The 22,432-nt window shown below is 39.5% G+C and carries 21 protein-coding genes; 16 read left to right on the forward strand and 5 right to left on the reverse strand.

Annotated elements, in window-relative coordinates; translation table 11 throughout:
• Positions 1 to 303: 303 nt before the first annotated feature.
• From MUW56_RS05900 to MUW56_RS05920, 5 genes are all read left to right on the forward strand, one after another.
• A complete protein-coding gene (locus tag MUW56_RS05900) occupies positions 304 to 1,002 on the forward strand; it encodes an MgtC/SapB family protein (RefSeq protein ID WP_292012320.1) in 699 nt (232 codons plus the stop codon).
• Positions 1,003 to 1,025: 23 nt separating this feature from the next.
• Complete coding sequence (locus MUW56_RS05905; protein WP_292012321.1) at positions 1,026 to 1,283, forward strand: cation-transporting P-type ATPase; 258 nt, start codon at positions 1,026 to 1,028, stop codon at positions 1,281 to 1,283.
• Positions 1,284 to 1,567: 284 nt separating this feature from the next.
• Positions 1,568 to 2,671 (forward strand): efflux RND transporter periplasmic adaptor subunit, encoded by a 1,104-nt coding sequence (locus MUW56_RS05910; protein WP_292012322.1) that lies wholly within the window; start codon positions 1,568 to 1,570, stop codon positions 2,669 to 2,671.
• 227 nt (positions 2,672 to 2,898) lie between these two features.
• Positions 2,899 to 6,015, forward strand: a complete 3,117-nt coding sequence (locus tag MUW56_RS05915) for a CusA/CzcA family heavy metal efflux RND transporter (RefSeq protein ID WP_292012323.1) — start codon at positions 2,899 to 2,901, stop codon at positions 6,013 to 6,015.
• Entirely contained in the window at positions 6,005 to 7,273 is a 1,269-nt protein-coding gene (locus MUW56_RS05920; RefSeq protein ID WP_292012324.1) for a TolC family protein, read from the forward strand. The genes MUW56_RS05915 and MUW56_RS05920 overlap by 11 nt, the downstream gene beginning before the upstream one ends.
• Before the next feature lie 197 nt (positions 7,274 to 7,470).
• On the opposite strand, the gene MUW56_RS05925 is transcribed toward MUW56_RS05920, so the two are convergent.
• Positions 7,471 to 7,926 carry a DUF1801 domain-containing protein gene (locus tag MUW56_RS05925; protein WP_292012325.1) on the reverse strand — a complete coding sequence of 152 codons (456 nt, stop codon included), beginning with the start codon at positions 7,924 to 7,926 and terminating at the stop codon, positions 7,471 to 7,473.
• A gap of 112 nt (positions 7,927 to 8,038) precedes the next feature.
• Complete coding sequence (locus MUW56_RS05930) at positions 8,039 to 9,835, reverse strand: T9SS type A sorting domain-containing protein (RefSeq protein ID WP_292012326.1); 1,797 nt, start codon at positions 9,833 to 9,835, stop codon at positions 8,039 to 8,041.
• 223 nt (positions 9,836 to 10,058) lie between these two features.
• Between MUW56_RS05930 and MUW56_RS05935 the strand changes: the two genes are divergently transcribed.
• From MUW56_RS05935 to proC, 4 genes are all read left to right on the forward strand, one after another.
• On the forward strand, positions 10,059 to 11,264 hold the full coding sequence (locus MUW56_RS05935) for a pyridoxal phosphate-dependent aminotransferase (RefSeq protein ID WP_292012327.1): 1,206 nt from the start codon (positions 10,059 to 10,061) through the stop codon (positions 11,262 to 11,264).
• A 10-nt stretch (positions 11,265 to 11,274) separates the two neighbouring features.
• Positions 11,275 to 11,757 carry a hypothetical protein gene (locus tag MUW56_RS05940; RefSeq protein ID WP_292012328.1) on the forward strand — a complete coding sequence of 161 codons (483 nt, stop codon included), beginning with the start codon at positions 11,275 to 11,277 and terminating at the stop codon, positions 11,755 to 11,757.
• Positions 11,754 to 12,773 carry a UDP-N-acetylmuramate dehydrogenase gene (gene murB / locus MUW56_RS05945; protein WP_292015386.1) on the forward strand — a complete coding sequence of 340 codons (1,020 nt, stop codon included), beginning with the start codon at positions 11,754 to 11,756 and terminating at the stop codon, positions 12,771 to 12,773. The genes MUW56_RS05940 and murB overlap by 4 nt, the downstream gene beginning before the upstream one ends.
• A gap of 308 nt (positions 12,774 to 13,081) precedes the next feature.
• A complete protein-coding gene (gene proC / locus MUW56_RS05950; protein ID WP_292012329.1) occupies positions 13,082 to 13,885 on the forward strand; it encodes a pyrroline-5-carboxylate reductase in 804 nt (267 codons plus the stop codon).
• On the opposite strand, the gene MUW56_RS05955 is transcribed toward proC, so the two are convergent.
• Positions 13,875 to 14,288 carry a VanZ family protein gene (locus MUW56_RS05955; RefSeq protein WP_292012330.1) on the reverse strand — a complete coding sequence of 138 codons (414 nt, stop codon included), beginning with the start codon at positions 14,286 to 14,288 and terminating at the stop codon, positions 13,875 to 13,877. The two genes, proC and MUW56_RS05955, sit on opposite strands and share 11 nt — an antisense overlap.
• Before the next feature lie 55 nt (positions 14,289 to 14,343).
• On the opposite strand from MUW56_RS05955, the gene lnt reads away from it, so the two are divergent.
• Positions 14,344 to 15,978 (forward strand): apolipoprotein N-acyltransferase, encoded by a 1,635-nt coding sequence (gene lnt / locus MUW56_RS05960; RefSeq protein ID WP_292012331.1) that lies wholly within the window; start codon positions 14,344 to 14,346, stop codon positions 15,976 to 15,978.
• A 203-nt stretch (positions 15,979 to 16,181) separates the two neighbouring features.
• Here lnt and MUW56_RS05965 read toward each other — a convergent pair whose 3' ends face one another.
• Positions 16,182 to 17,894: a T9SS type A sorting domain-containing protein gene (locus MUW56_RS05965; protein ID WP_292012332.1), complete on the reverse strand. Its 1,713-nt coding sequence runs from the start codon at positions 17,892 to 17,894 to the stop codon at positions 16,182 to 16,184.
• A gap of 240 nt (positions 17,895 to 18,134) precedes the next feature.
• Here MUW56_RS05965 and rpmB point away from each other — a divergent pair, with 240 nt between their 5' ends.
• The 6 genes from rpmB to MUW56_RS05995 all read left to right on the forward strand — a co-directional run bounded on the left by rpmB (position 18,135) and on the right by MUW56_RS05995 (position 20,595).
• A complete protein-coding gene (gene rpmB, locus MUW56_RS05970; RefSeq protein WP_007841810.1) occupies positions 18,135 to 18,374 on the forward strand; it encodes a 50S ribosomal protein L28 in 240 nt (79 codons plus the stop codon).
• A 7-nt stretch (positions 18,375 to 18,381) separates the two neighbouring features.
• Positions 18,382 to 18,564 carry a 50S ribosomal protein L33 gene (rpmG, locus tag MUW56_RS05975; protein ID WP_062697831.1) on the forward strand — a complete coding sequence of 61 codons (183 nt, stop codon included), beginning with the start codon at positions 18,382 to 18,384 and terminating at the stop codon, positions 18,562 to 18,564.
• Between the two features lie 19 nt (positions 18,565 to 18,583).
• On the forward strand, positions 18,584 to 18,736 hold the full coding sequence (locus MUW56_RS05980; protein ID WP_073175385.1) for a DUF4295 domain-containing protein: 153 nt from the start codon (positions 18,584 to 18,586) through the stop codon (positions 18,734 to 18,736).
• Positions 18,737 to 18,825: 89 nt separating this feature from the next.
• Positions 18,826 to 19,293 (forward strand): RidA family protein, encoded by a 468-nt coding sequence (locus MUW56_RS05985; RefSeq protein ID WP_292012333.1) that lies wholly within the window; start codon positions 18,826 to 18,828, stop codon positions 19,291 to 19,293.
• A gap of 16 nt (positions 19,294 to 19,309) precedes the next feature.
• Positions 19,310 to 20,263: a signal recognition particle-docking protein FtsY gene (gene ftsY / locus MUW56_RS05990; protein WP_292012334.1), complete on the forward strand. Its 954-nt coding sequence runs from the start codon at positions 19,310 to 19,312 to the stop codon at positions 20,261 to 20,263.
• Between the two features lie 71 nt (positions 20,264 to 20,334).
• Positions 20,335 to 20,595 carry a GlsB/YeaQ/YmgE family stress response membrane protein gene (locus tag MUW56_RS05995; RefSeq protein ID WP_292012335.1) on the forward strand — a complete coding sequence of 87 codons (261 nt, stop codon included), beginning with the start codon at positions 20,335 to 20,337 and terminating at the stop codon, positions 20,593 to 20,595.
• 68 nt (positions 20,596 to 20,663) lie between these two features.
• Here MUW56_RS05995 and sppA read toward each other — a convergent pair whose 3' ends face one another.
• Positions 20,664 to 22,418, reverse strand: coding sequence for a signal peptide peptidase SppA (sppA, locus tag MUW56_RS06000; RefSeq protein WP_292012336.1), 1,755 nt, complete (start codon positions 22,416 to 22,418; stop codon positions 20,664 to 20,666).
• Positions 22,419 to 22,432: the final 14 nt, after the last annotated feature.

A 22,432-nucleotide genomic window follows, 5' to 3' on the forward strand; every position in this document is an offset into this window, starting at 1 on the left:
AATTTTCGCCTGCCTGACAGCCCATTTCAGATCCAAACTGCTGTGTAAATTTTTGACAGGTGCAATTCATATACTTGATACTACCCAATACCCATTTGATCTCAAAACACCCAATTGCATTGGCTCTAATGATTTTCTAATCATATTCTAAAGCTTTTCTAACAGCTTCTCTCTCAAAGGTAGAATACCTTTGCAACAAATAAAAACCCCTATGGATACCGATCCTTCACATTATTACAACAACTAAAAATTCAGCTGTATACCCTTTCTGGATACCGGCTGAATGCCATAAACAGAAAGGTTATGAATACATTAGAATTTACCCTCCGGCTCTTCACTGCATTTGTGCTGGGCGCTGGTATTGGTTTCGAAAGACAATGGCGTCAAAAAAGTGCAGGTCTCCGCACCAATACCCTGGTATGCCTTGGTTCTGCAGCATTTGTTCTTCTTTCCATCAGGATCGGAGGCGATGCGACAGGCAGAATAGCCTCTTATATTGTAAGCGGCATTGGCTTTTTAGGAGGCGGCGTTATCATGAAAGACGGGCTTACAGTCCGGGGACTCAATACTGCTGCTACCATTTGGTGCTCGGCATCTGTAGGAGCTCTCAGTGCCATTGGACTCTCCTTTGAAGCATCCATTACCAGCGGATTTATCATCTTCACCCACATCATTCTCCGCCCATTGGGTCTCCGGCTTGGCGACACGATCAGCAACAGAAATCATTATACCGAATACCTGATCCGTATTACCTGTAAAAGTGAGGTGGAAAACCACATCCGGGTACAGCTGATGCAGTCCTTAAGCGGAAATGATAAAATATTACTGAAATCCCTTACCAGTGATGACAACAATGTTCATGAAAATGCCATCATTACAGCAGAAGTTCAAGCTTCTACTCCACAGGACAGTTGTATGGAAAAAACAGCCAGCAGACTAACCATTGAAGATAAAGTCATCAAAGTAAGCTGGGAAATTATAGGTACTGAAAATGATTTATAACATGTAAAACAACATCTGAAGCAATGGTAAAAAAATCCTCCCACAAAAATCTCAATTCAGCAGCTCTTGTCAAATTAAAAGAAGCGGCTGCAGAGAACGAAAAAATGATTTGTGCTATGCTGGAAACTTCAGAAGAAGGACTCAGCGGGAACACGGTAAAGGATCGTCTGAAAATTTACGGTAAGAATGAAATTGCTACCCAAAGGGCATCTTCATGGCTGAAACAGTTTGCTCATTCTTTTTTTAATCCTTTCAATTATATCCTGGCAGCATCGCCGTGATCTCTTTGTTCATTGATGGGATCCTTGCTCCTGGAGACGAGAAAGACTTCAGCACCAGCATTATTATTTCGATCATGCTTCTGTTCAGTACTGTTATAAGGTTTACTCAGGAATTCCGAAGCCATAAAGAATTCTGATACCCTTCACCCCTATGGCCTCATATCTGAAAATGCAACCGTTACCCCTGAGTTATTTTCCTTATCTGTCAGGTATTCTCACAGGAGTATGCAAATATTTAATAAAAAAGCAAATTAAAATTAAATTACTGATTATAAACATTTTATATGAGAAAAACAATCTTAACAATAGTCCTCTTAGCCTCTATTACCTCCTGTAAAGATTCTAAAAGTGAAGCCCCTCAGGATCACGATCTCCTGGTAAAAGGAAATAATGTCATTGTTCCGGAAAGCAATCCTGTTTTCAAAAAAATAAAAACTGAAGTGATCACCGGACAGGAGCACAGCGACGGTATAGTTTCAGCTGGAACCATCCAGGCAATTCCCAATCATTATGCAGAAATTGCGAGCCCATTTTCCGGAAGGATTACAAAATCTTTTATTCAGCTTGGACAAAATATTTCAGCAGGCAGCCCTCTTTTTGAGATCCTTTCCTCAGATTACTTTTCAGTTCAAAAAGATTATACAGATGCCCTGAATGATGTACAGCTTGCAGAGAAAAACTACAGACGTCAACAAGATCTTGTAAAACATGGGGTAGGTATTCAAAAAGAACTGGATGAAGCAGAAACAGATTTTAAAAATAAAAAGACTTCACTTTCCAACGCTTCTTCTGCCCTGAAGGTATATAACAGCAAAGGAGGCGGAATAGGAAGCCCTCTTATTGTAAGAGCTCCTATCAGCGGAGAAGTTATTTCCAACAAGATTGTTAACGGGCAATATCTGAAAGGAGATGCCGATCCTGTCATTATTATTGCAGAACTGTCTAAAGTGTGGATTTCCGGTGATGTAAAAGAAAAAGACATCCGTTTTGTCAATACCGGAGATCATGTTTATGTAAAGATAAGTGCTTATCCTGACAGGAATATTACCGGAAAAGTATATCATATCAATGAAATCGTAGATGAAGATACCCGCAGTATAAAAGTACTCATTGAATGTGATAATCCTGACAGAAAATTAAAACCGGGCATGTATGCTACCGTTAACTTTTCAACAACTCCTGAAAAAACGATTATGATTCCCGTTACTGCTTTAATGCAGCAAGACAGTTCCCAGTATGTATGGGTAAAAACAGGTAAAAATCAATTTACCAAACGATCAGTGACAACAGGGGAAACCAACCAGAACACAGTAAGAATCATCTCGGGATTAAAGCTTGGGGAAACGATCATGACCGAAGGCGGAATTTATATGCTGGATGCAAAATAATATAAAATATATAATGTAAAACGTATAAAGTATTTTATAACCAAAAAGCTTTTATTTTAAACACGCTGGTTCACGTAAGTTAGTGTAAAATAATACGGTATAAAAAGTTCATATAAAAAAATAAGAGATTTTCAAAAACTTAGGAAAAGTTTGAACAATTTCATTTTATACAATTCAGCACAAATACATCATACCCTGCTTTACATTTTATACAAAAATCAAGAATTATGAAGAAATTACTTACAATCTCTATACAAAAGAGGTGGCTCATGCTCGCTCTCTTCCTTTTACTGGGGTTCTTTGGTTATTATTCCTGGACCAGATTATCCATAGAAGCTTATCCGGATATTGCCGATGTAACCTCACAGGTGGTGACCCAGGTTCCGGGACTGGCTGCCGAAGAGGTAGAACAACAAATCACAATTCCCCTGGAACGATCTCTGAACGGGCTTCCGGGAATGCATGTCATGCGAAGTAAAAGTACCTTCGGGCTTTCCATTATTACAATGGTTTTCGATGACGGAATAGACGATTACTGGGCGCGACAACGGATCCAGGAAAGACTGGCTGATGTGACGCTTCCTTACGGTGCACAGCCGGGACTGGATCCTCTTACCTCTCCTATCGGTGAAGTGTACCGTTATATTATTGAAAGCAACAACCACAGCTTACGGGAGCTTACGGATTTACAAAAATTTGTGATCATTCCACGTATCAAGCAGGTTTCAGGAATTGCTGATGTCACCAATTTCGGGGGAATTACCACACAGTTTCAGATCGAACTGGATCCTCATAAACTTGAACAATACGGACTTTCATTATCTGAAGTTACCGAAACCATCTCTAAAAACAATGTCAGCGCCGGAGGAAGTATGCTTCCCCGTGGAAATCTAGCCTATGTCATTCGGGGGATAGGCCTGGTAAAAGATTTAAATGACCTTGGAAAAATTGTGGTAAAAACCCAAAATGGGGTTCCTGTCTTCTTAAATGATGTAGGAAATCTAAAATACGGAAACCTGGAAAGAAAGGGTATCCTTGGCTATACCGACAGAAAACGCAATTATTCTGAAAGTGTGGAAGGAATCGTACTTTTACTAAGAGGACAAAACCCTTCACAGGTGCTGGAAGGTGTTCATCAGGCCATTGATGAATTAAATGATGAGACTCTTCCTCCCGGTGTAAAAATCCATGCTTTCCTGGATAGAACGGATCTCGTAAAAACAACCCTCAGCACCGTATCCCACACCCTTACCGAAGGAATTGTATTGGTTATTATTGTACTGATTGTATTCCTTGGAAGCTGGCGGGGGGCTTTATTGGTCGCTATTACCATTCCGCTTTCTTTATTGTTTGCTTTTATCTTAATGCATTTTACAGATATTCCTGCCAACCTTCTTTCATTAGGAGCTATTGATTTCGGAATTATTGTAGACGGTGCCATTGTAATGCTGGAAACCATCCTGAAAAAAAGAGAAGAAAATCCGGAAGAGGCCCTGGAGGAAAAAACCATTACCCAAAGGGTGATTGAAGTGGCTAAGCCTATTTTCTTTTCTACAATCATCATCATTACCGCTTATCTTCCTCTGTTTGCCTTTGAAAGAGTAGAGAAAAAACTGTTTACCCCAATGGCATTCACGGTAGGTTACGCCTTATTCGGTGCGCTTGCCGTAGCATTACTCCTTATTCCCGGGCTGGCTTATGTGATCTACCGTAAACCCCAAAAAATATATCACAACAAATGGCTGGAAAAAATAAGTGCCGCCTATGGAAAAAGAATAGAAAAGATAATGCAGGCTCCTAAAAAAGTTATTATACCGGTCGGCATCGTCCTATTATCCGCCGGAATTCTTTCCTATACCGTAGGAAAAGATTTTCTTCCTGAACTGGATGAAGGCTCTATATGGCTGCAGGTACAACTGCCTCCCGGTATTTCTTTAGCCCAATCCAAAGAAATGAGTGATACCCTTCGTGCCCGTACATTGAAACATAAGGAAATTACCTACATGATGATTCAAGCAGGACGTAATGACGATGGTACCGATCCATGGACGGCCTCTCACTTTGAAGTTTCTATTGGAATAAAACCTTACAGCGAATGGCCATCCGGAAAAACAAAAGCAGACCTGATTAAAGAACTGGCTACAGATTATAAAAATATGCCGGGGTTTACCGTGGGGTTTTCACAGCCAATGATCGACGGAGTAATGGATAAAATCTCCGGAGCCCACAGTGAACTGGTCGTCAAAGTATATGGAGAAGACTTCAGGGAAACCAGGAGAATTGCTGAAAATGTGTTATCCACTTTGAATAAAATTCCAGGTTCAGCTGACCTTGCTATTGACCAGGAACCACCATTACCTCAGCTGCAGATTATCGCAGACAGAGACAAGATTGCTCAATATGGACTGAATGTAGCAGATGTAGCAGATCTTATTGAAGTGGCACTGGGAGGAAAAGCAATTTCTCAAATCTTTATTGGGAATAAGGTATACGACATCTCCTGTCGTTATACGGAAGACAGCCGGGATACCCCGGATAAAATAGGAAACCTGATGCTTACCTCAGCTTCAGGAGCCAAAATTCCTTTATCACAGGTAGCAGAGGTACAATTAAGCACCGGTGAAAGTACCATTACCCGGGAAATGAATAAGCGACATCTTACCGTAAAGCTGAATTTAAGAGGGACCGATCTTTCTTCTTTCCTGAAAAAAGCTCAGGATAAGATTGAAAAAGACATTAAGTATGACCACGAAAAATACCAGATCAGATGGGGCGGACAGTTCGAAAATCAAAACAGGGCTTATTCCAGGCTGGCATTTATTGTTCCGCTGGCATTGGCTATTATGTTCCTGTTATTATATGGTGCATTTGGGGATTTCAAACAGGCAGTGGTTCTGATGTCTATTGTTCCACTGGCCCTATTCGGAGGAATGCTCGCTCTCAATATTCGGGGGATGTCCCTTAATGTGTCTTCCGCCGTAGGCTTTATTGCCTTGTTCGGGGTAGCCATCCAGAATGGGGTCATCATGATTTCCCATATCAATGATCTTCGTAAGAAAGGGTATGATCTGAAACTTGCGGTGATCAAAGGAGCAAAAGACCGTTTCAGACCGGTATTGATGACAGCAACAGTTGCGGTAATCGGATTATTCCCTGCATCACTGGCTACAGGAATCGGTTCAGATGTACAACGGCCTCTGGCAACAGTAATCGTTTACGGATTGATGTTCTCTACTATTTTAACCCTGTTTGTTCTGCCTGCTATTTATTTTATGGCTGAACGTCGCAACGAAAAACAAAATTTGGAATCAGATGAAGCACTTATCCCTACACATGAAAACTAATCTATATTTTATCATATTATCTGCGTCATTTCTGTGTATGACAGATATGGTAAAAGCACAAGAAAAAGAAGTGATCCGCTTTGAAGAATATTTAAGTCTTGTCGGAAAGAAAAATCTCGGGTATGCGGCCCAAAAATACAATGTAAGTATGGCTGAAGCAGCGATTCAGACTGCCGGTATGTTTCCCGATCCGCAGTTGGAAATGGAAACCACCAACAATGGTGTGGGAAAAGATATGGGTTATGTTTACGGAACATCCATTGGCTGGACGCTGGAACTGGGTGGCAAGAGAAAAGCCAGAGTCAATCTCGCGAGAAGCCAGTCGGAACTGAGCAGAATACAGCTGCTGGATTTTTTCAGAAACCTTCGGGCGGATGCCGGCTTAAGTTATGTGGATGCTTTAAAGTCTAAAGCTCTTCTGGAAGTACAGCAGGATTCCTATAAAAACATACTGCAGCTGGCAAAGTCTGACAGCATCCGGTACCGCTTAGGAACCATATCACTGGTCACCTCAAAGCAGAGTAAATTGGAAGCAGCGTCCTTGCTCAACGAAGTATATCAGGCCGAGAGTGCCGAACAACAAGCATTAACTAATCTATCCATATTCCTGAGTGACAATAAAATGACAGGTAGAGATGTTGCCGGAAATTTTAATGCCTTCAACCGGGATTTCAGTATTGATGACCTTATTATCCACGCATTAAATGAAAGATCGGATATATTGGCTGCCAAACAAAATACCCAGGTTGCCAAAAGTCAGATCAGTCTAGAAAAGGCCAACCGGAGCATCGATTTAGGAATCAATGCCGGTGCAGAACGCCACACGGAAGCGACTAATGAAATAGCTCCTTCGCCCACTGTAAATGCAGTAAAGCTAGGCCTTAGTATCCCGCTGAAGTTCTCCAACAAAAGAAATGCAGGATTGAAAATAGCCGAAATGGCCCACTCCCAGGCAAAAGTTGAGTACCAACAGATTGAACAAAGCATACAAGCTGAAGTAATGCAGGCCTACCAGCAGTATACGGCTACCCAAAAGCAGGTAAAACAGTTCCATAATGGAATGCTCACAGAAGCGAAAAGTATACTGGACGGAATTACGTACAGTTACAGAAGAGGGGAAAGCTCTATCCTGGAAGTACTGAATGCCCAGAGAACCTATAATGGAATAAGAAAAGATTACTACCAGGCTCTTGCAGATAATGCAGCCGCTTTAATTGAGCTTGAACGTAAAGCAGGAATCTGGGATATTGATTTTTAGAAGAGAAGCTCGAAGATGGGAGATGGAAGTTTCTGGAAGCCGTTAGATAGATGTATCACCATTTCATGAGCTCTTCAAATTACTTATCATCAAATGATGACCAGTGATTTTTAAACACAAAGATTACTTCCAGCTTCGACCCTCCAGCTTCCAGCATAAAAAAAGCTCTGAAATCAAATAGATTTCAGAGCTTTTTTTTATTTCTTATATTGAGATTCATAAAAACCGATCCAGTCTTCAACGCTCATTTTCTTACTCAGCTCTGCAATTAATTCAAAAGGGATATCTTCCACTTTTTTGAAGCGGATACATGATTTACCCATATCCAGCTTTCTCTTGGAATATTTCGGATATTCAGCGACAAACCAATCCAGAAGCTCCGGTCTTGCATACAGCCCCATATGGTAAAGCGCTATAAAATTTTTCTGTGAAGCAAGGTTGATAAAAGGCAGAGGAGTATTTGGAGTACAATGATAGCCTGCAGGATAAGTTTTCAAGGGAACCGCCCAGCCTACCATTCCATAGCTGGCGGTATCTTCAAAACCTTCCGGTAGATTCATATGAACGGTATCAAAAAGCCTTTTAAAAGCGTCTTGTCTTTCTTCAGGAATCTTTGAAATATAGTCCTCAATTGAGTCTGATAAAATCTGCATTTTCAGAATAAGTTTTAAAAGGTCAAATTAATAAAAAATACGGATCATTTGATAAAAAAAGCGACAGTATATTTAAACATACTGCCGCTCCGCTTTATTTACATTAAAAAAATTATTTTTTGATCGCTTTTACAGTAGATTGAGATCCGTCTTTAAAATAAAGAGTAACAAAATACAGTCCTGAGTTCAGATTGCTTAAATTAAGTTCTTTTACAGGCCCTTCAATCGTTTGTACGACTCTTCCGGATGTATCTCCTACAGCAGCTGATTTCACCTCTCTTGTATCTGATATATACAGAACATCTTTAAAAGGATTTGGGTGAACTGCCGTTTTTTTCACCTGGCCGCTGACTTCTGAAACGCTCAGCTGAGCATTTTCAACCGTAAAATCATCGACATAGAAATTATAATCCTGGCTATCATATGTAGTTCCGGAACTTCCATAAAAAGCAAATACAGTATTCGCACTAGTATAAGCTGTTAAGTTATAAATATATTCAGTAGAGGTGTTAGAAGGACTGTCACCGGCATTCCATGTCTGCAGGATCGTCCATGTACTTCCGCCATCATTGGAAACCAGGAAATACACCACATCATCAGATCCCATCTGGGAAGCAGCGGTTCCCGAATACGTTGTTATACCATGATTAAATTTCACTCTGTAACCTCCTGTTGAAAGGTCAAAAGGCACAGTTTTAATCCAGCCTGTTCTGTTGGTGCTGTACAGGTTCATATTGGCAGATCCGTTGGATGCTCCATTTAAAAAATTACGCTGAAACCAGTAAGACGTGGTTCCCGTAGGTCCTGTAGAAGGAGTTCCTCCCGAAATATTGGTTGCCCAACAGGTTCCCGGAAAGCTGGTGAAATTATTGGTATATGAAGGAACCACTGTACCACACAGGGTGGTAAACGTTCCGGCAAATGACCATGAGCTTTGGCTTGTTCCTGTGCTACAGTTGGTTCTTACCCAATAGTAATAGGTGGTACTTGCAGATAAGCTGCCAATAGTATAAGATGTTCCTGTAACTCCCGGATAACTGGGTACTGTACTGCTGTTGGGAACAGCCGGGCTTGTACTATAGTAAATATCATGGCTGGCTGCCTGTGTACCGGAAGGGACCGTCCATGAAATCTGTGCAGAATTTGAAGAGATGCTTCCCACAGGTGATAAGGTAGGTGCCACACAGCTTGTATACGCATCAGCTGAGAAAGCGAAGATATTTGCTACACCGGCACTGTTGGTTTTGGTCACCGTAACACTTTGGATTGGTTTTGCCTGGTTGGCAGCATCAATATTTAAAACGGTCTGGTAGAGTCTCGGATTGGTAGTGTTTGCATCTAATACATCAGTAGTTCTGAGAATCCTCCCGATTCCCTGAATTGCAAAATTGCTGCCTCCATACCAGTCTGAAATACTTTGGTTACTAAATACCTGAGAAGTATTATCTGTAAAATTAACTGTTATAGTAACACTGGAACTTCCACTCCCACTGGTGGAAAGCATATATAACTTAAAGGCCGCCACAGGATTTGTAAAAACAAGGGTTCCTGTATTACTTCCCGCAGCACTGCTATTGATCCTTAAGGAATTATTTCCGCTCAGATTCCCAAGTTGGAAACTTAATCCCGGTGTTGAGGCCACCACTGAATTAATAATCCCATTTGTGGGCAGCCCGTAAGTGAGATCGGAACTTGTTGGAGTGAGTTTAAAATCCCTTGCTACAAAATTGTAGGAAACTCCGTCAACATCTGTAGTTGTAGAAGTCATGGAAGAGCCTGTACCATTGGCGATCACATCATCCGTATATCCTGACTGGACAGGCATTGTTTGAAAATTTTGAGCCATCATTGTGGCTGCTGAAAATAGAGCAATAGAAGGAATTGCTCTCAAAAATAAATTTATTACCATTTTATATACATTTAAACGGTAAATTAAGAAAAATAATAATATAAAAATGTTATTTTTAATAAATATTCAAAATTTAATTTATTTTAACCTAAATTCAGCATTCAAATATTACGGCCAAAATACTGAAAAAAGGCGTCTACAGCACAACAGAAAGGTTCTTCTTACTTCTTAATTTTATTATTGAGAAATTAAATCTTATTTTTGTCATACAAATTTTTATAAAATGCCGAATATTTCAAACAGAGCTCTGCACATGCCGCCATCGCCGGTAAGAAAACTCGTTCCTTTTGCATTACAAGCAAAACAGAAAGGAATAAAAGTATACCACCTTAATATCGGGCAGCCTGATATTGAAACTCCGGAAACAGCTTTAAATGCTTTAAAAAATATTGATTTAAAAGTATTGGAATATGCACTTTCTGAAGGAAATATTGAATACAGAAAAGCCCTTACTGAATATTACCATTCATTAGGCTTCTCAGATTTGACACCTGATAACTTCATTGTTACCAATGGTGGGTCTGAAGCCTTAAACTTCGCTATTTCCACATTATGTGACGATGGTGATGAGGTGATCATCCCTGAACCTTATTATGCGAACTACAATGGTTTCACCAGTACATTCGATGTCAATGTAGTAGCGGTTCCCTCTACTATTGATACAGGCTTTGCTCTTCCGCCGGTAGAAGAATTTGAGAAAAAAATTACAGAAAAAACAAGAGCGATCATTATATGCAACCCTGGCAACCCAACAGGATATCTTTACACCCGTGAAGAGCTGAAGAAGCTTGCAGAGATCGCTTTAAAATATGATATTGTAATCATCTCTGATGAGGTATACAGAGAATATGTATATGACGGGAAACAGCAGATTTCGATGCTCGACTTCCCTGAACTGAGTGAAAACTGTATTATCATTGATTCAGAATCCAAGCGTTACTCTATGTGCGGAGTAAGAATCGGATGTATGCTTACCCGTTCCAATAAAATCCGTAATGCAGCTATGCTTTTTGCACAGGCAAGATTAAGCCCGGTTCTTTTGGGACAGATTGCAGCCACAGCAGCACACCAGAATGACGGAGCCTACATCAGAGCAGTAAGAGAAGAATATACCCACAGAAGAAATATATTGGTAGATCTTCTGAACGCTATTCCGGGGGTAATATGCCCTAAGCCAAAAGGAGCTTTCTACTGCGTTGCTGAACTTCCTGTAGATGATACTGAAAAATTCGCTCAATGGTTATTGGAAAAATATTCCCTGAATAATGAAACCATTATGGTTGCTCCTGCCGGAGGTTTTTACAGCAATCCGGAATTAGGTAAGAAACAGGTTAGAATTGCCTACGTTCTGAAAGAAGAAGATTTGAAGAGAAGTGCTGAAATTCTTAAAAATGCTTTAAAGCAGTACAGAGAAGAATTTAGCCTATAAATAATATACTATGCCGACAACAAAAAATACACATCTGAAAATACTGTTTTCGATCTTTTTGCTGTCGGCATTTTTTTCATGTAATAAAAAAGAGCCAGCACAAACTGTCGGTACAGATCCACACGAAATTACGTCTATAAGCCTATCCCATATCGGAGGGACTCTTGGCAATTACAGAATCATAAAGGTCTCCAAAAATTCGATCTCAGCTGAAAAAGGAGCAACCTCCAATCAGACTCATAAAAAATGGGATTCAGCGGTCAGTGACAATACCTGGAAACAGCTTACCTCATCCATTCATATGGTGGATCTTGATCATATTAAAAGCTCCCCAAGCCAGCAGTCTGTAGACGGAATTGATGAAACTTTTCAAATCCGTACTCCGAAAAAGTCACATATTTATGTCAATTCTTATGTTGACACCGTACACTACAGGCAACTCCAACAGCTTAAAGAACAACTATACACCATTCTTCCCAAAGAATACAGATAAACATGCAAGAAAACTTTTCCTTAAAGCCATATAATACATTTGGCGTTGATGCCAAGGCCCAGTACTTTATCGAGGTCAATACGATAGAAGAATTAAAAGAAGCCCTTACCTTCTCAGATTCCCGGTCTCTCCCACTTCTGTTTATAGGGGGCGGAAGTAATATTTTGCTGACCAGGGACTTTAACGGTCTTGCTATTAAACTTAATTTAAAAGGTATTTCTGAACAAGATCTGAATGAAGAGGAAGTCCTCGTCACTGCAAAAGCCGGTGAAAACTGGCATGAGTTTGTTCTGTACTGCCTTCAACAAAATTACGGCGGGCTTGAAAACCTTTCTTTGATCCCCGGAAATGTAGGCACCTCTCCCATGCAGAATATCGGAGCCTATGGTACAGAGATAAAGGATGTTTTTGTCAGCTGTAAGGTGCTGGATCTGGAAAATCTTGAACATAAAACCTTCAGCCTGGAACAATGCAGGTTCGGGTACAGAGATTCTATTTTCAAACAGGAAGGAAAAGGCAGATATGTAATCCTGGAAGTTACTTTTAAACTCAGTAAAAAAAACCACCATATTAAAACAGAATATGGAGCGATCCAATCTGAACTGGAACATTTAGGAATTAAAAACCCTACCATACAGGAAGTCTCCAAAGCGGTTATCAATATCAGACAAAGCAAACTGCCGGACCCTAAAGAAATCGGGAACGCAGGAAGTTTTTTCAAAAACCCAACCATTCCTTTGGCTCAGTTTGACCTTTTAAAAGAAAAATTTGAGAACATTCAGGGATACCCTAATGGAGATAGAGTAAAAGTTCCTGCCGGATGGCTGATCGAACAATGCGGATGGAAAGGAAAACAGATCGGAAATGTGGCTTCCCACAAACTCCAGTCATTAGTCATCATCAATGCAACCGGAAATGCAACCGGGAAAGAAATTTTTGATTTTTCCACGGAAATCATTAACTCTGTACAGGAAAAGTTTGGGATAGAGCTTGAACGGGAAGTGAATATCATTTAATGAAAATACCCGGGCTGATTCAATATTGAATACAGCCTTTTTATTTATAAATTAAACTGCCGGCCAGAAACATGGTATAATCCTGTTAAAATGCAAGAATAACAAAGATGTTCAATACGTTTGATGAGCAGTTGATTGGTAAAGAAGAAATGAGGTAACCTAAAATTTCACCGCAGATAAAACCTTTGCGCTTTATAAACCATGTAAATTTCTTTGCCCCCTTGCGTTTACCAAGATACTATACGGCAGCCAGTTCACATCTTATCCCTATAAAATTATTATTTTAGCTAAAAAAAAATAGACACCCTATGAAAATAGCAATTTTAGGAGCCGGAAATATGGGACTTTCTTTTTCAAAATCCTTTTTGAAATACGAACTGATCAAACCGGAAAATCTCCATCTGATCCTCAGAAACCCTTCCAAAATTTCTAAAATAGCTGAAGATTTTCCGAAATCAAAAATTTCCACTTTTGAAGAGGTCAAAGCATTGAATGCAGATCTGATCATCATCGCTGTGAAGCCGCAGGATTTTCAACAGGTTGCTCAAAATATCCGGTTTACCATTCAGGAAAACCAGATGGTTTTATCCATTATGGCCGGGATCAATATTGAAAAGATTCAACACTCATTAAACCATCCGCTTGTGGTAAGGGCAATGCCTAATTCACCTACTCTTTTAGGGATGGGTATTACAGGATATACAGCAGCAAACGGCATTTCTTTCAGCCAGCTTATCAGTATTGAAAGACTGCTGAACAGCACCGGAAGATCGGTTTATCTTGAAAACGAAGAACTTCTGGACGGTGTTACCGCCCTTTCCGGAAGCGGGCCCGCTTATTTCTACTATATTATCGATGCCATGATCAAAGCAGGTATTGAAATGGGAATTGAAGAGAATCTATCTCAGCTTTTCGTCAAACAAACCATGCTGGGGGCTTACCATCTGATCAATAATTCTGAAAAAAACCTTGAAGAACTGATCCGGGATGTGGCGTCTAAAGGAGGAACTACGGAAGCCGCTCTGAAAACATTTGAGGAAAACAATTTTAAAGATATTATAAAGCAGGGAATCCTGAATGCTGAAAAACGCGCTAAAGAACTCAATAAGTAAGTCTTTTTTCAATCCATCTGCTAAGCAGCCATCCCCAATATACCCCGAAGGAATTCAGGAGCACATCATCTACTTCAAATATTCCCAGTCTTGTAAAGTACTGGAGCGCTTCTACAATCACAATACATGAAACAAAAGCCATAAGTAAGGTTTTAAGATCCTTAAACTTTGGAAAAATCCATCCCAGAAAACCGAATGGAATGAACATGATCATATTTCCCAAAACGATCATAACAGTATATTTCCACTGAAATGCATCCTTCATAAATTCTATCGTAGACAAAACAGGGTTCAGTCTGATCAGATGATCTTCCATTTGATGCCTGCCCATTCCGAAAAACATCAGGTAAAGCAGAAATAAAGGATAGGGAATAATTATGATTTTGTATATTTTCTTTAGCATCGGGTGCTAAGATATTCATTTCAAAAACATTAAATTTGTATATTAAAATAATTTAATGAAATACGTTTTACTCACCCTTATTTCAGCAATGCTGCTGTCGGTTTCATGGCCTACGTACGGGGTTCCGTTTTTTATATTTTTTGCACTTGTTCCTCTTCTGATGATGGAACATGGAATTTCGAAATTTTCGAACTATAAAAGAAAAAGCTGGATGGTCTTCAGCTTGTCCTACCTGTGTTTTGTTATCTGGAATATTGTAACAACAGGATGGTTATACGGCTCAAAGAACCCGGATGGAAGCCACTCCCTGATGGCCGTTTTATTTCCGGTTATTATTAATTCTCTCTTATATTCTTTGGTTTTTCAATGTTATCATTGGTATAAAAATGCACAGGGAACCTATTGGGGATTAGGGTTTTTGATTGCCATCTGGATGAGTTTTGAAAAATTCCATTTGGGATGGGAACTTACATGGCCATGGCTGAACTTGGGAAATGTATTTTCCGAATATCCTAAGCTTATTCAGTGGTATGATACACTGGGGGCTACCGGCGGAAGCTTCTGGATCTTACTGATCAACGTTTTACTATTTTATACTTTAAGAACCTGGGAAGCTGGAAGAAAAAGAAAAGACCTGATCAGAAATTCTTCTATCGTGGGAGCTTTAATCGTTCTGCCGATGATTATTTCATTAATCAAGTACAATAATTTTAATGAAAAGCCTTCCGGACAGGTCAATGTCCTGATGCTGCAGCCAGATCTTGATCCGTATGCTGAAAAATACTCCAAAGACAGCCTGACTATTGAAAACGATCTGCTGGCACTTGCCGAAAAGAATTCAAAAGGACGAATTGATTATTATATAGCACCGGAAACTGCCCTTCCGGGGAGAGGTTCAATTTCAGAAACAGCTTTTGACAAGAGCGTACTGCTCAACAATATCAAAGAATTTCTGGTAAAACACCCCGGGTCTGTTTTTGCTACAGGAATTTCATCCCACCGTTTCTTTTTTGATCCGGCAACATTACCCCAGGAGGCCTACCAGCTTAACTCCGGAGTTTGGGTTGCAAACTATAATACCGCCATCCAACTGGCTCCCAATCAGAAAACCCAGGTTTACCATAAAGGAAAACTCGTTCCCGGTGTTGAAATCTTTCCCTATATGAATGTCCTTAAACCCATATTAGGGGACGCTATGCTGAATCTGGGAGGTACGGTAGCTTCACTGGGGACAGACAAGGAAAGGACCGCATTTTCCAATCCGTACAATACAGGTAAAATAGCTCCCATTATATGCTACGAAAGTATTTATGGTGAGTTTGTTACTGATTATGTAAAGAAAGGAGCTAATTTCTTGGGGATTATGACTAACGATTCCTGGTGGGGCGTTACCGAAGGACATCAACAGCTTTTATCGTATGCCAGATTGAGAGCCATTGAAACCAGAAGAGAAATTGCCCGTGCAGCGAACAGCGGTATTTCAGCACATATTAATGCCAAAGGAGAGGTTGAAGCCGATACATTCTATGGCGATCAGACTGCCTTATTTGCAAAAGTAAACTTGTATGAAACGATGACATTTTATACAAGAGCCGGTGATCTTCTTTCAAGATTTTCAATATTCGCTTTAGGCTTCCTATTATTTTACTTCCTAATTCAAAAGTTTAAGGAAAGAACACAGAAAGTATAATTCTTACAATACAGGATTACACGCTGAAACAATCAATGTACAGAGCTGCATTATCTGTGGGATCTGCGGTAAAAACATAAACTTTCGCTGATTACTGATGTATAAAGGCTGATCTCAGCTATTATTACAGGAAAAACCGATAAAAAAAGAAAAGCCAGCTGGACGTCTGGCTTTTCTCATTGATAGAAGATAGAATGATTCAATTACTTAATGCTAAGCTTCTTCGTGGTTACTTCGTTTTTTATCTTCAGTTTTAATAAATAGATCCCTTTGGGTAAATGGGAAACGTCAATAGACTGGTCACCATTTAAAATAACATTCAGCTTTCTGCCGTCCATTGAATACAACTCAGCCTCTGAAACTTTTTCTCCTTTAATATAGACTTTGTCGGAAGCAGGATTGGGATAAATTGCCAGTTCATTTTTAACCGGAATATCTCTTGTTGCCAATGTACTGCTTTCAGAGGAAGGATTGGAGTAAACCTTTGCAGCATCCATTGACCTTACACTCCAGTACACATGCTGAACAGACGGATCAAGCTCCAGGAACCATGAAGGCGTTGTGACCATGTATTTCGCAATATCCGCTGCGCCCGGTGTAGAGCCTACACTGATTTCATAACGTAATGCATTCACAGGTGTTTTGTCATCTGTGGCTCCGCTCCATGTAAAATTGAAACGGTTTCCGTTTTTTGTCAGGGTAAGATTGGCGGGAGGTGTCGGTTTTAAGTTTTCTTCTGTAGCAGTATTTTTAAATATTTTCGTCAGCGATGGCATGTTTGGATCAGACCAATCGAATCCGCTTAAAAGGATATCAGGATGATGATCATTGTCAAAGTCAAATACATGGACAAGTCCCGGACCTCCCAAACTTTGTACGCCGGCGAGCGTCCCTTCGGTAAAATCCTGCCCGTTCACATTGTACAGATATGTTTTTACCATTCCGTCATAATTCTCATTTCCTGCAATGATGAAATCATAGTAGCCGTCATTATTGAGGTCTCCTACGCTGATAGAAGCATCAGAAATATCCGGTACATTCATCTGATGAGCAGTCAGTACGCCTGTTCCGTTATTCATTAAAACAGCAAAATATCCGTCATCATTTTCATCCTTTCCTGCAACAACAATATCCTGGAAACCATCTGCATTAAAATCAGCAAATTCCAGTTTTCCACTGGTCAGAGGCATCAGATCCTGGGTATGCATCAGGGTTCCGGCGATATTCATATATACCTTTCCCACGGCAGAACCGGCGATATCGGAGCCTATGATAACAAGATCCAGCAACTGGTCATTATTCAGGTCAACCAATTTAAAACTTCCGTTCTGGGTTCCATCCACCCAGTTTTCAGTCATATCAAAACCGGCTCCTGTATTGCGGTAAAAATCCAGCGTGTTTCTAAAGCCTGCGCCATGAAAATACTGTGTTCCGTTCAGGGCATAATCCGGCTTTCCGTCATGGTTAAAATCGAAGACCTCCATGGAGCCATAGATTTTTCCCTGCAGCTCATCTTCTTTCACAAAACCCGTTCCTGTATTTTTGAACCTGTACTGCTTATAGTTGACAATATCCATATAACTCAATCCGGTTGAAATAATGTCCTGCAGTCCGTCATTATTATAATCGATAAACCTGATATCCCCTAAATGGGTCACATCCGTTCCCAGATCAGCATATAAAGACAGGCTGCCTCCGTTATTTTTATACACTTCATTATAGGTGGTGTCCACATTTCCATCTCCGTCAGAATCTAAAGCTCCATTGAGTACAATATCCGGGGTTCCGTTTTGATCCATATCTGCAATATCAGCGGCTGAATAGTAAAAATTATTCATACCGGTCTGTATTTCAGTGAAGTTTTGCGCAGCCAGCCCCATGGGAATCATAGACCATAGAATATAAATTCGCTTCATATTATTTTTATTTAGATTAATTAAAAACAAAGATAAAATATTAAACTATTCCTGGAAAAGAAAGCCTGCATGAAATATATCAGCACCGCTAAGACGCTGTATTCCGGGAATTCGGCTATTTTAAAATCAATATTATTAATCAGTTACTTATTTGCATTTTTTTTGTAAAAGATTTGTCTATCTAAAAAATTCTTCGTTATTTTGCACTCTCAAATATTATACAAATAAGAACATCGAGATATGTCAAGAATTTGCCAAATAACAGGAAAGCGTGCAATGGTTGGTAACAACGTTTCTCACGCTAATAACAAAACGAAGCGTCGTTTTGAAATTAACTTATTAGAGAAGAAGTTTTACCTTCCAGAGCAAGATAAGCACGTAACACTGAAAGTATCAGCTCATGGATTGAGAGTGATTAACAAGATTGGAATCGAAGAAGCTCTAGAAAGAGCTGTAAGAAACGGATTGATTAAAAAGTAATTGAATCATGGCAAAAAAAGGAAATAGAGTTCAAGTAATCCTTGAATGTACAGAGCACAAAGAAAGCGGTATGGCAGGAATGTCTAGATACATTTCTACTAAAAATAAAAAGAACACTACAGAGAGATTAGAGCTTAAAAAGTATAATCCTGTTCTTAAGAAATATACTGTTCACAAAGAAATCAAGTAATTTATAAATATAATTTACCATGGCAAAGAAAGTAGTAGCAACCCTACAAAGCGGTCAATCTAAAAAAATGACTAAAGTGGTGAAAATGATTAAGTCTTCTAAATCAGGAGCTTACGTTTTCGAAGAAAAAGTAATGAATGCAGACGAAGTTGACGGTTATTTGAAAAAATAATCAATACTTTATTTACAATATAAAAAACTACTCATATTTTGGGTAGTTTTTTTGTTATCTTTGTTCACCAGATTATTAATCCGTAAAATATGAAAAAGGTTCTTGTTCTGGTTTGTACAGCAACTTTTCTATTTTCATTCTCTCAGAAAGCAATGAACACTGTTGAGTATAAAAGTTCACTGGAAGTTTTCAGCATACCAGGGCTATCACAATCAGTAAGTATTGATTGCGGAAACTCTAAAATGATCTTATTGTCAGGTCAGGTTCCTTTAAATCCGGAAGGCAATCTGGTAGGACACAATGTGGAAGAGCAGACGCAGCAGGTTTTCAAAAACATGGAGCATATTCTGAAGGAATATGGAGGCACAGCGAAAGATATTATAAAATTAGGCATCTTTATCACAGATATAGCTAAAACACCTGATTTCAGAAAAGTCAGAGATACCTATATCAATCTTCAGAACCCTCCTGTGAGCAGCCTTGTAGAGGTGAGCCGTCTTTTCAGGAAAGACGTGCTTATAGAAGTGGAAGCCACAGCAGTTATTAAAAATAAATAAAGAATAAACTAAAACTATGAGTTGGTTTAAAAATATTTTCAAAAAGGAAGAAAAAGAAACCTTAGACAAAGGGTTGGAAAAATCCAGTCAGGGATTCTTTGAAAAAATGACGAAAGCCGTAGTCGGTAAAAGTAAAGTAGATGATGAGGTACTGGATGATCTGGAAGAAATACTTATCGCATCCGATGTAGGCGCTTCTACCACTATCAAGATCATAGAAAGAATTGAAGAACGTGTAGCCAGAGACAAATATGTTGGCGTAAGTGAATTAGATAAAATTCTGCGTGAAGAAATTTCAGGATTACTTCTTGAAAATCCCCATTCGGGAACCGGAAACATTGATACCTCCAAAAAACCATATGTCATCATGGTAGTAGGTGTGAATGGCGTAGGCAAAACAACCACCATAGGAAAACTGGCTCACCAGTTCAAATCCGAAGGTAAAAAAGTAGTTCTGGGAGCAGCTGATACCTTCAGGGCAGCGGCTGTAGACCAGCTTACCATCTGGAGTGAAAGGGTGGATGTTCCTATCGTAAAACAGGGAATGGGCTCTGATCCTGCCTCCGTAGCTTTTGATACGGTACAAAGTGCGGTAGCTCAAAATGCTGATGTAGTCATTATTGATACGGCCGGAAGACTTCATAACAAGATAAACTTAATGAATGAGCTTTCGAAGATCAAAAGAGTAATGCAAAAGGTAATTCCTGATGCCCCTCATGAGATCTTATTGGTGCTGGACGGTTCTACAGGGCAGAATGCTTTTGAACAGGCAAAACAGTTTACAGCCGCTACAGAAGTGAATGCATTGGCTGTCACCAAATTAGACGGAACGGCTAAAGGAGGAGTGGTTATCGGCATCTCTGATCAATTCCAAATTCCTGTAAAATACATAGGTGTAGGAGAAAAAATGCAGGATTTACAACTTTTTAATGGTACGGAATTTGTAGACTCATTCTTCAAGAAAAGATGATTTACATCATGTTTTCCCTTATATTAGTAAACAAATCATTTTAAAATATTAACAATTAAAAATTTGAAACTATGGGAATAATAACATGGATTTTATTCGGTCTTATTGCAGGTGCAATCGCTAAAATGATCATGCCCGGTAACCAGGGAGGCGGATGGTTAATCACGATCATCCTGGGAATTCTGGGAGCATTTGTAGGAGGAGCTATAGGAGTTTACATTCTACACTGGGGAGACGTCACCTCATTCTGGAACCCAAGAAGCTGGATCCTTTCTATTGGGGGTGCTCTGATCATCCTCTGGATTTACGGAATGGCAACGAGGAAAAGCTAACATCAATAAAAAATAAAATCCCGGATCTGAAATTCAGATCCGGGATTTTTGTGTACAATATAATTTAGTTAGTCGATTTTCACCTGGTAAGGCATTGCCATCTTAATGTCAGACTGAAGCTTCTTATCTGTGATCTGCTCCAGGATCTCATAGTTGGCCTTCCCTATCTTGCTTTTGATAATTCTGGCAGAAACATCTTCCTCATTCAGATCTTTAAATATCTGTTCAAAAGGAGACATTCTTTTTGGAAAAGGATCCACATGATAAGATTTTAATCCTGCTTTCTGAGCGGCAAATTTTACGGCATCATTCAGCGTTCCCAATTCATCTACCAAACCAATCTGCTTGGCGCGTACTCCACTCCATACTCTACCTCCGCCTACACTATCGATCTGTTCAAAAGTCTGTTTCCTGTTTTGTGTTACAAAATGTACAAATCTTTTATAAGTACCTTCCACTCCCCTTGTCATCATATTGACTCCGTAAGGGGTCACTCCATTCAATCCTGAATAATACATAGAGTTGGCATTGGTTGCTACAATATCTGAACGCACTCCGTTTTTATTCGCAATATCTTTAAAATAAGGAATCACCCCGAAAACTCCGATAGAACCGGTAAGTGTGTTAGGTTCCGAGTAAATTTTATCAGCAGCCATAGCTACATAATATCCCCCCGAAGCGGCATAATCTCCAAAAGAAACGATCAAAGGTTTTTTCTTCTTCAGCTGCTGAAGTTCAAATAAAATTTCATCAGAAGCATTAGCACTTCCTCCCGGAGAGTTGATTCTAAAAACCACTGCTTTTACTTTATCATCATCCTGAAGTTTTTTAATGTATTTCACATATTTTTCAGAATAGATATCATTATATCCGTCTCCGTTGTTAATAGATCCCGAAGCATACAGTACCGCTACTTTCTCTCCTGAAGTATCTTCACCGGCATAAGAGCTGATATAGCCCGCCAATGAGATTTTATTCAGCTTATCTTTTTCTTTCAGACTTAACTTCGATTTGATCAGGTTTTCATATTCTGTTTTTTGAATCAGTTTATCCGCAAGTTTATATTTCAATCCCAATTCAGGAATCATTCCGTATAAACTGTCGACAACCATTTTAAACTGTGCCGTATCAATTTTTCTTGAAACAGCAATTTTACCGGATGTATTTTTCCAAAGGTCATTCAAAAGAGTACTCAGCTGCTCTTTGTTCTCAGGAGAAATATCGTTGCGTAAAAAAGGCTCTACTGCCGATTTAAATTTCCCGTGACGGATTACCTCGATACCGATACCATATTTATCAGCAAAGTCTTTAAAGAACGTTACCTCGGTAGCAAGCCCTTTCAGTTCGATACCTCCTGCAGGATTCAGATAATACTGATCCGCTACCGATCCCAGGTAATAGGAAGACTGTGAAACTCCGTTTCCGTAAGCATATACAAATTTCCCGCTTTTCTTAAAGTCTTCAATGGCATTTCTGATATCGTCAATCTGAGTCAACCCGGCATTTAAATCATCAGCTTCAATACTGATCCCTTTAATATTATCATCTGTTTTAGCTTTTCTGATAGCTTCCAACGCATCATACAGAAGAACCCCTTTATTCTGATTACTGATTCCGAATAATCCTGTTTCTTCCTCAGTAGGGCTATCTATGATATGCGTTTTTAAATTAATCGTAAGAACAGAATTCTTTTTCACCGTCACAGACTTATCATTCCCCATAGAACTGAACACAAGCATCATGATGAAAAAGATGAAAAATACAGCGCAAAGTATAACAATTGCCACTATATTTGCCAAAACATTTTTAAAGAAACTTCTCATAAATTCAATCAATT

This window comes from Chryseobacterium sp. (assembly GCF_022869225.1).
Taxonomy (GTDB): domain Bacteria; phylum Bacteroidota; class Bacteroidia; order Flavobacteriales; family Weeksellaceae; genus Chryseobacterium.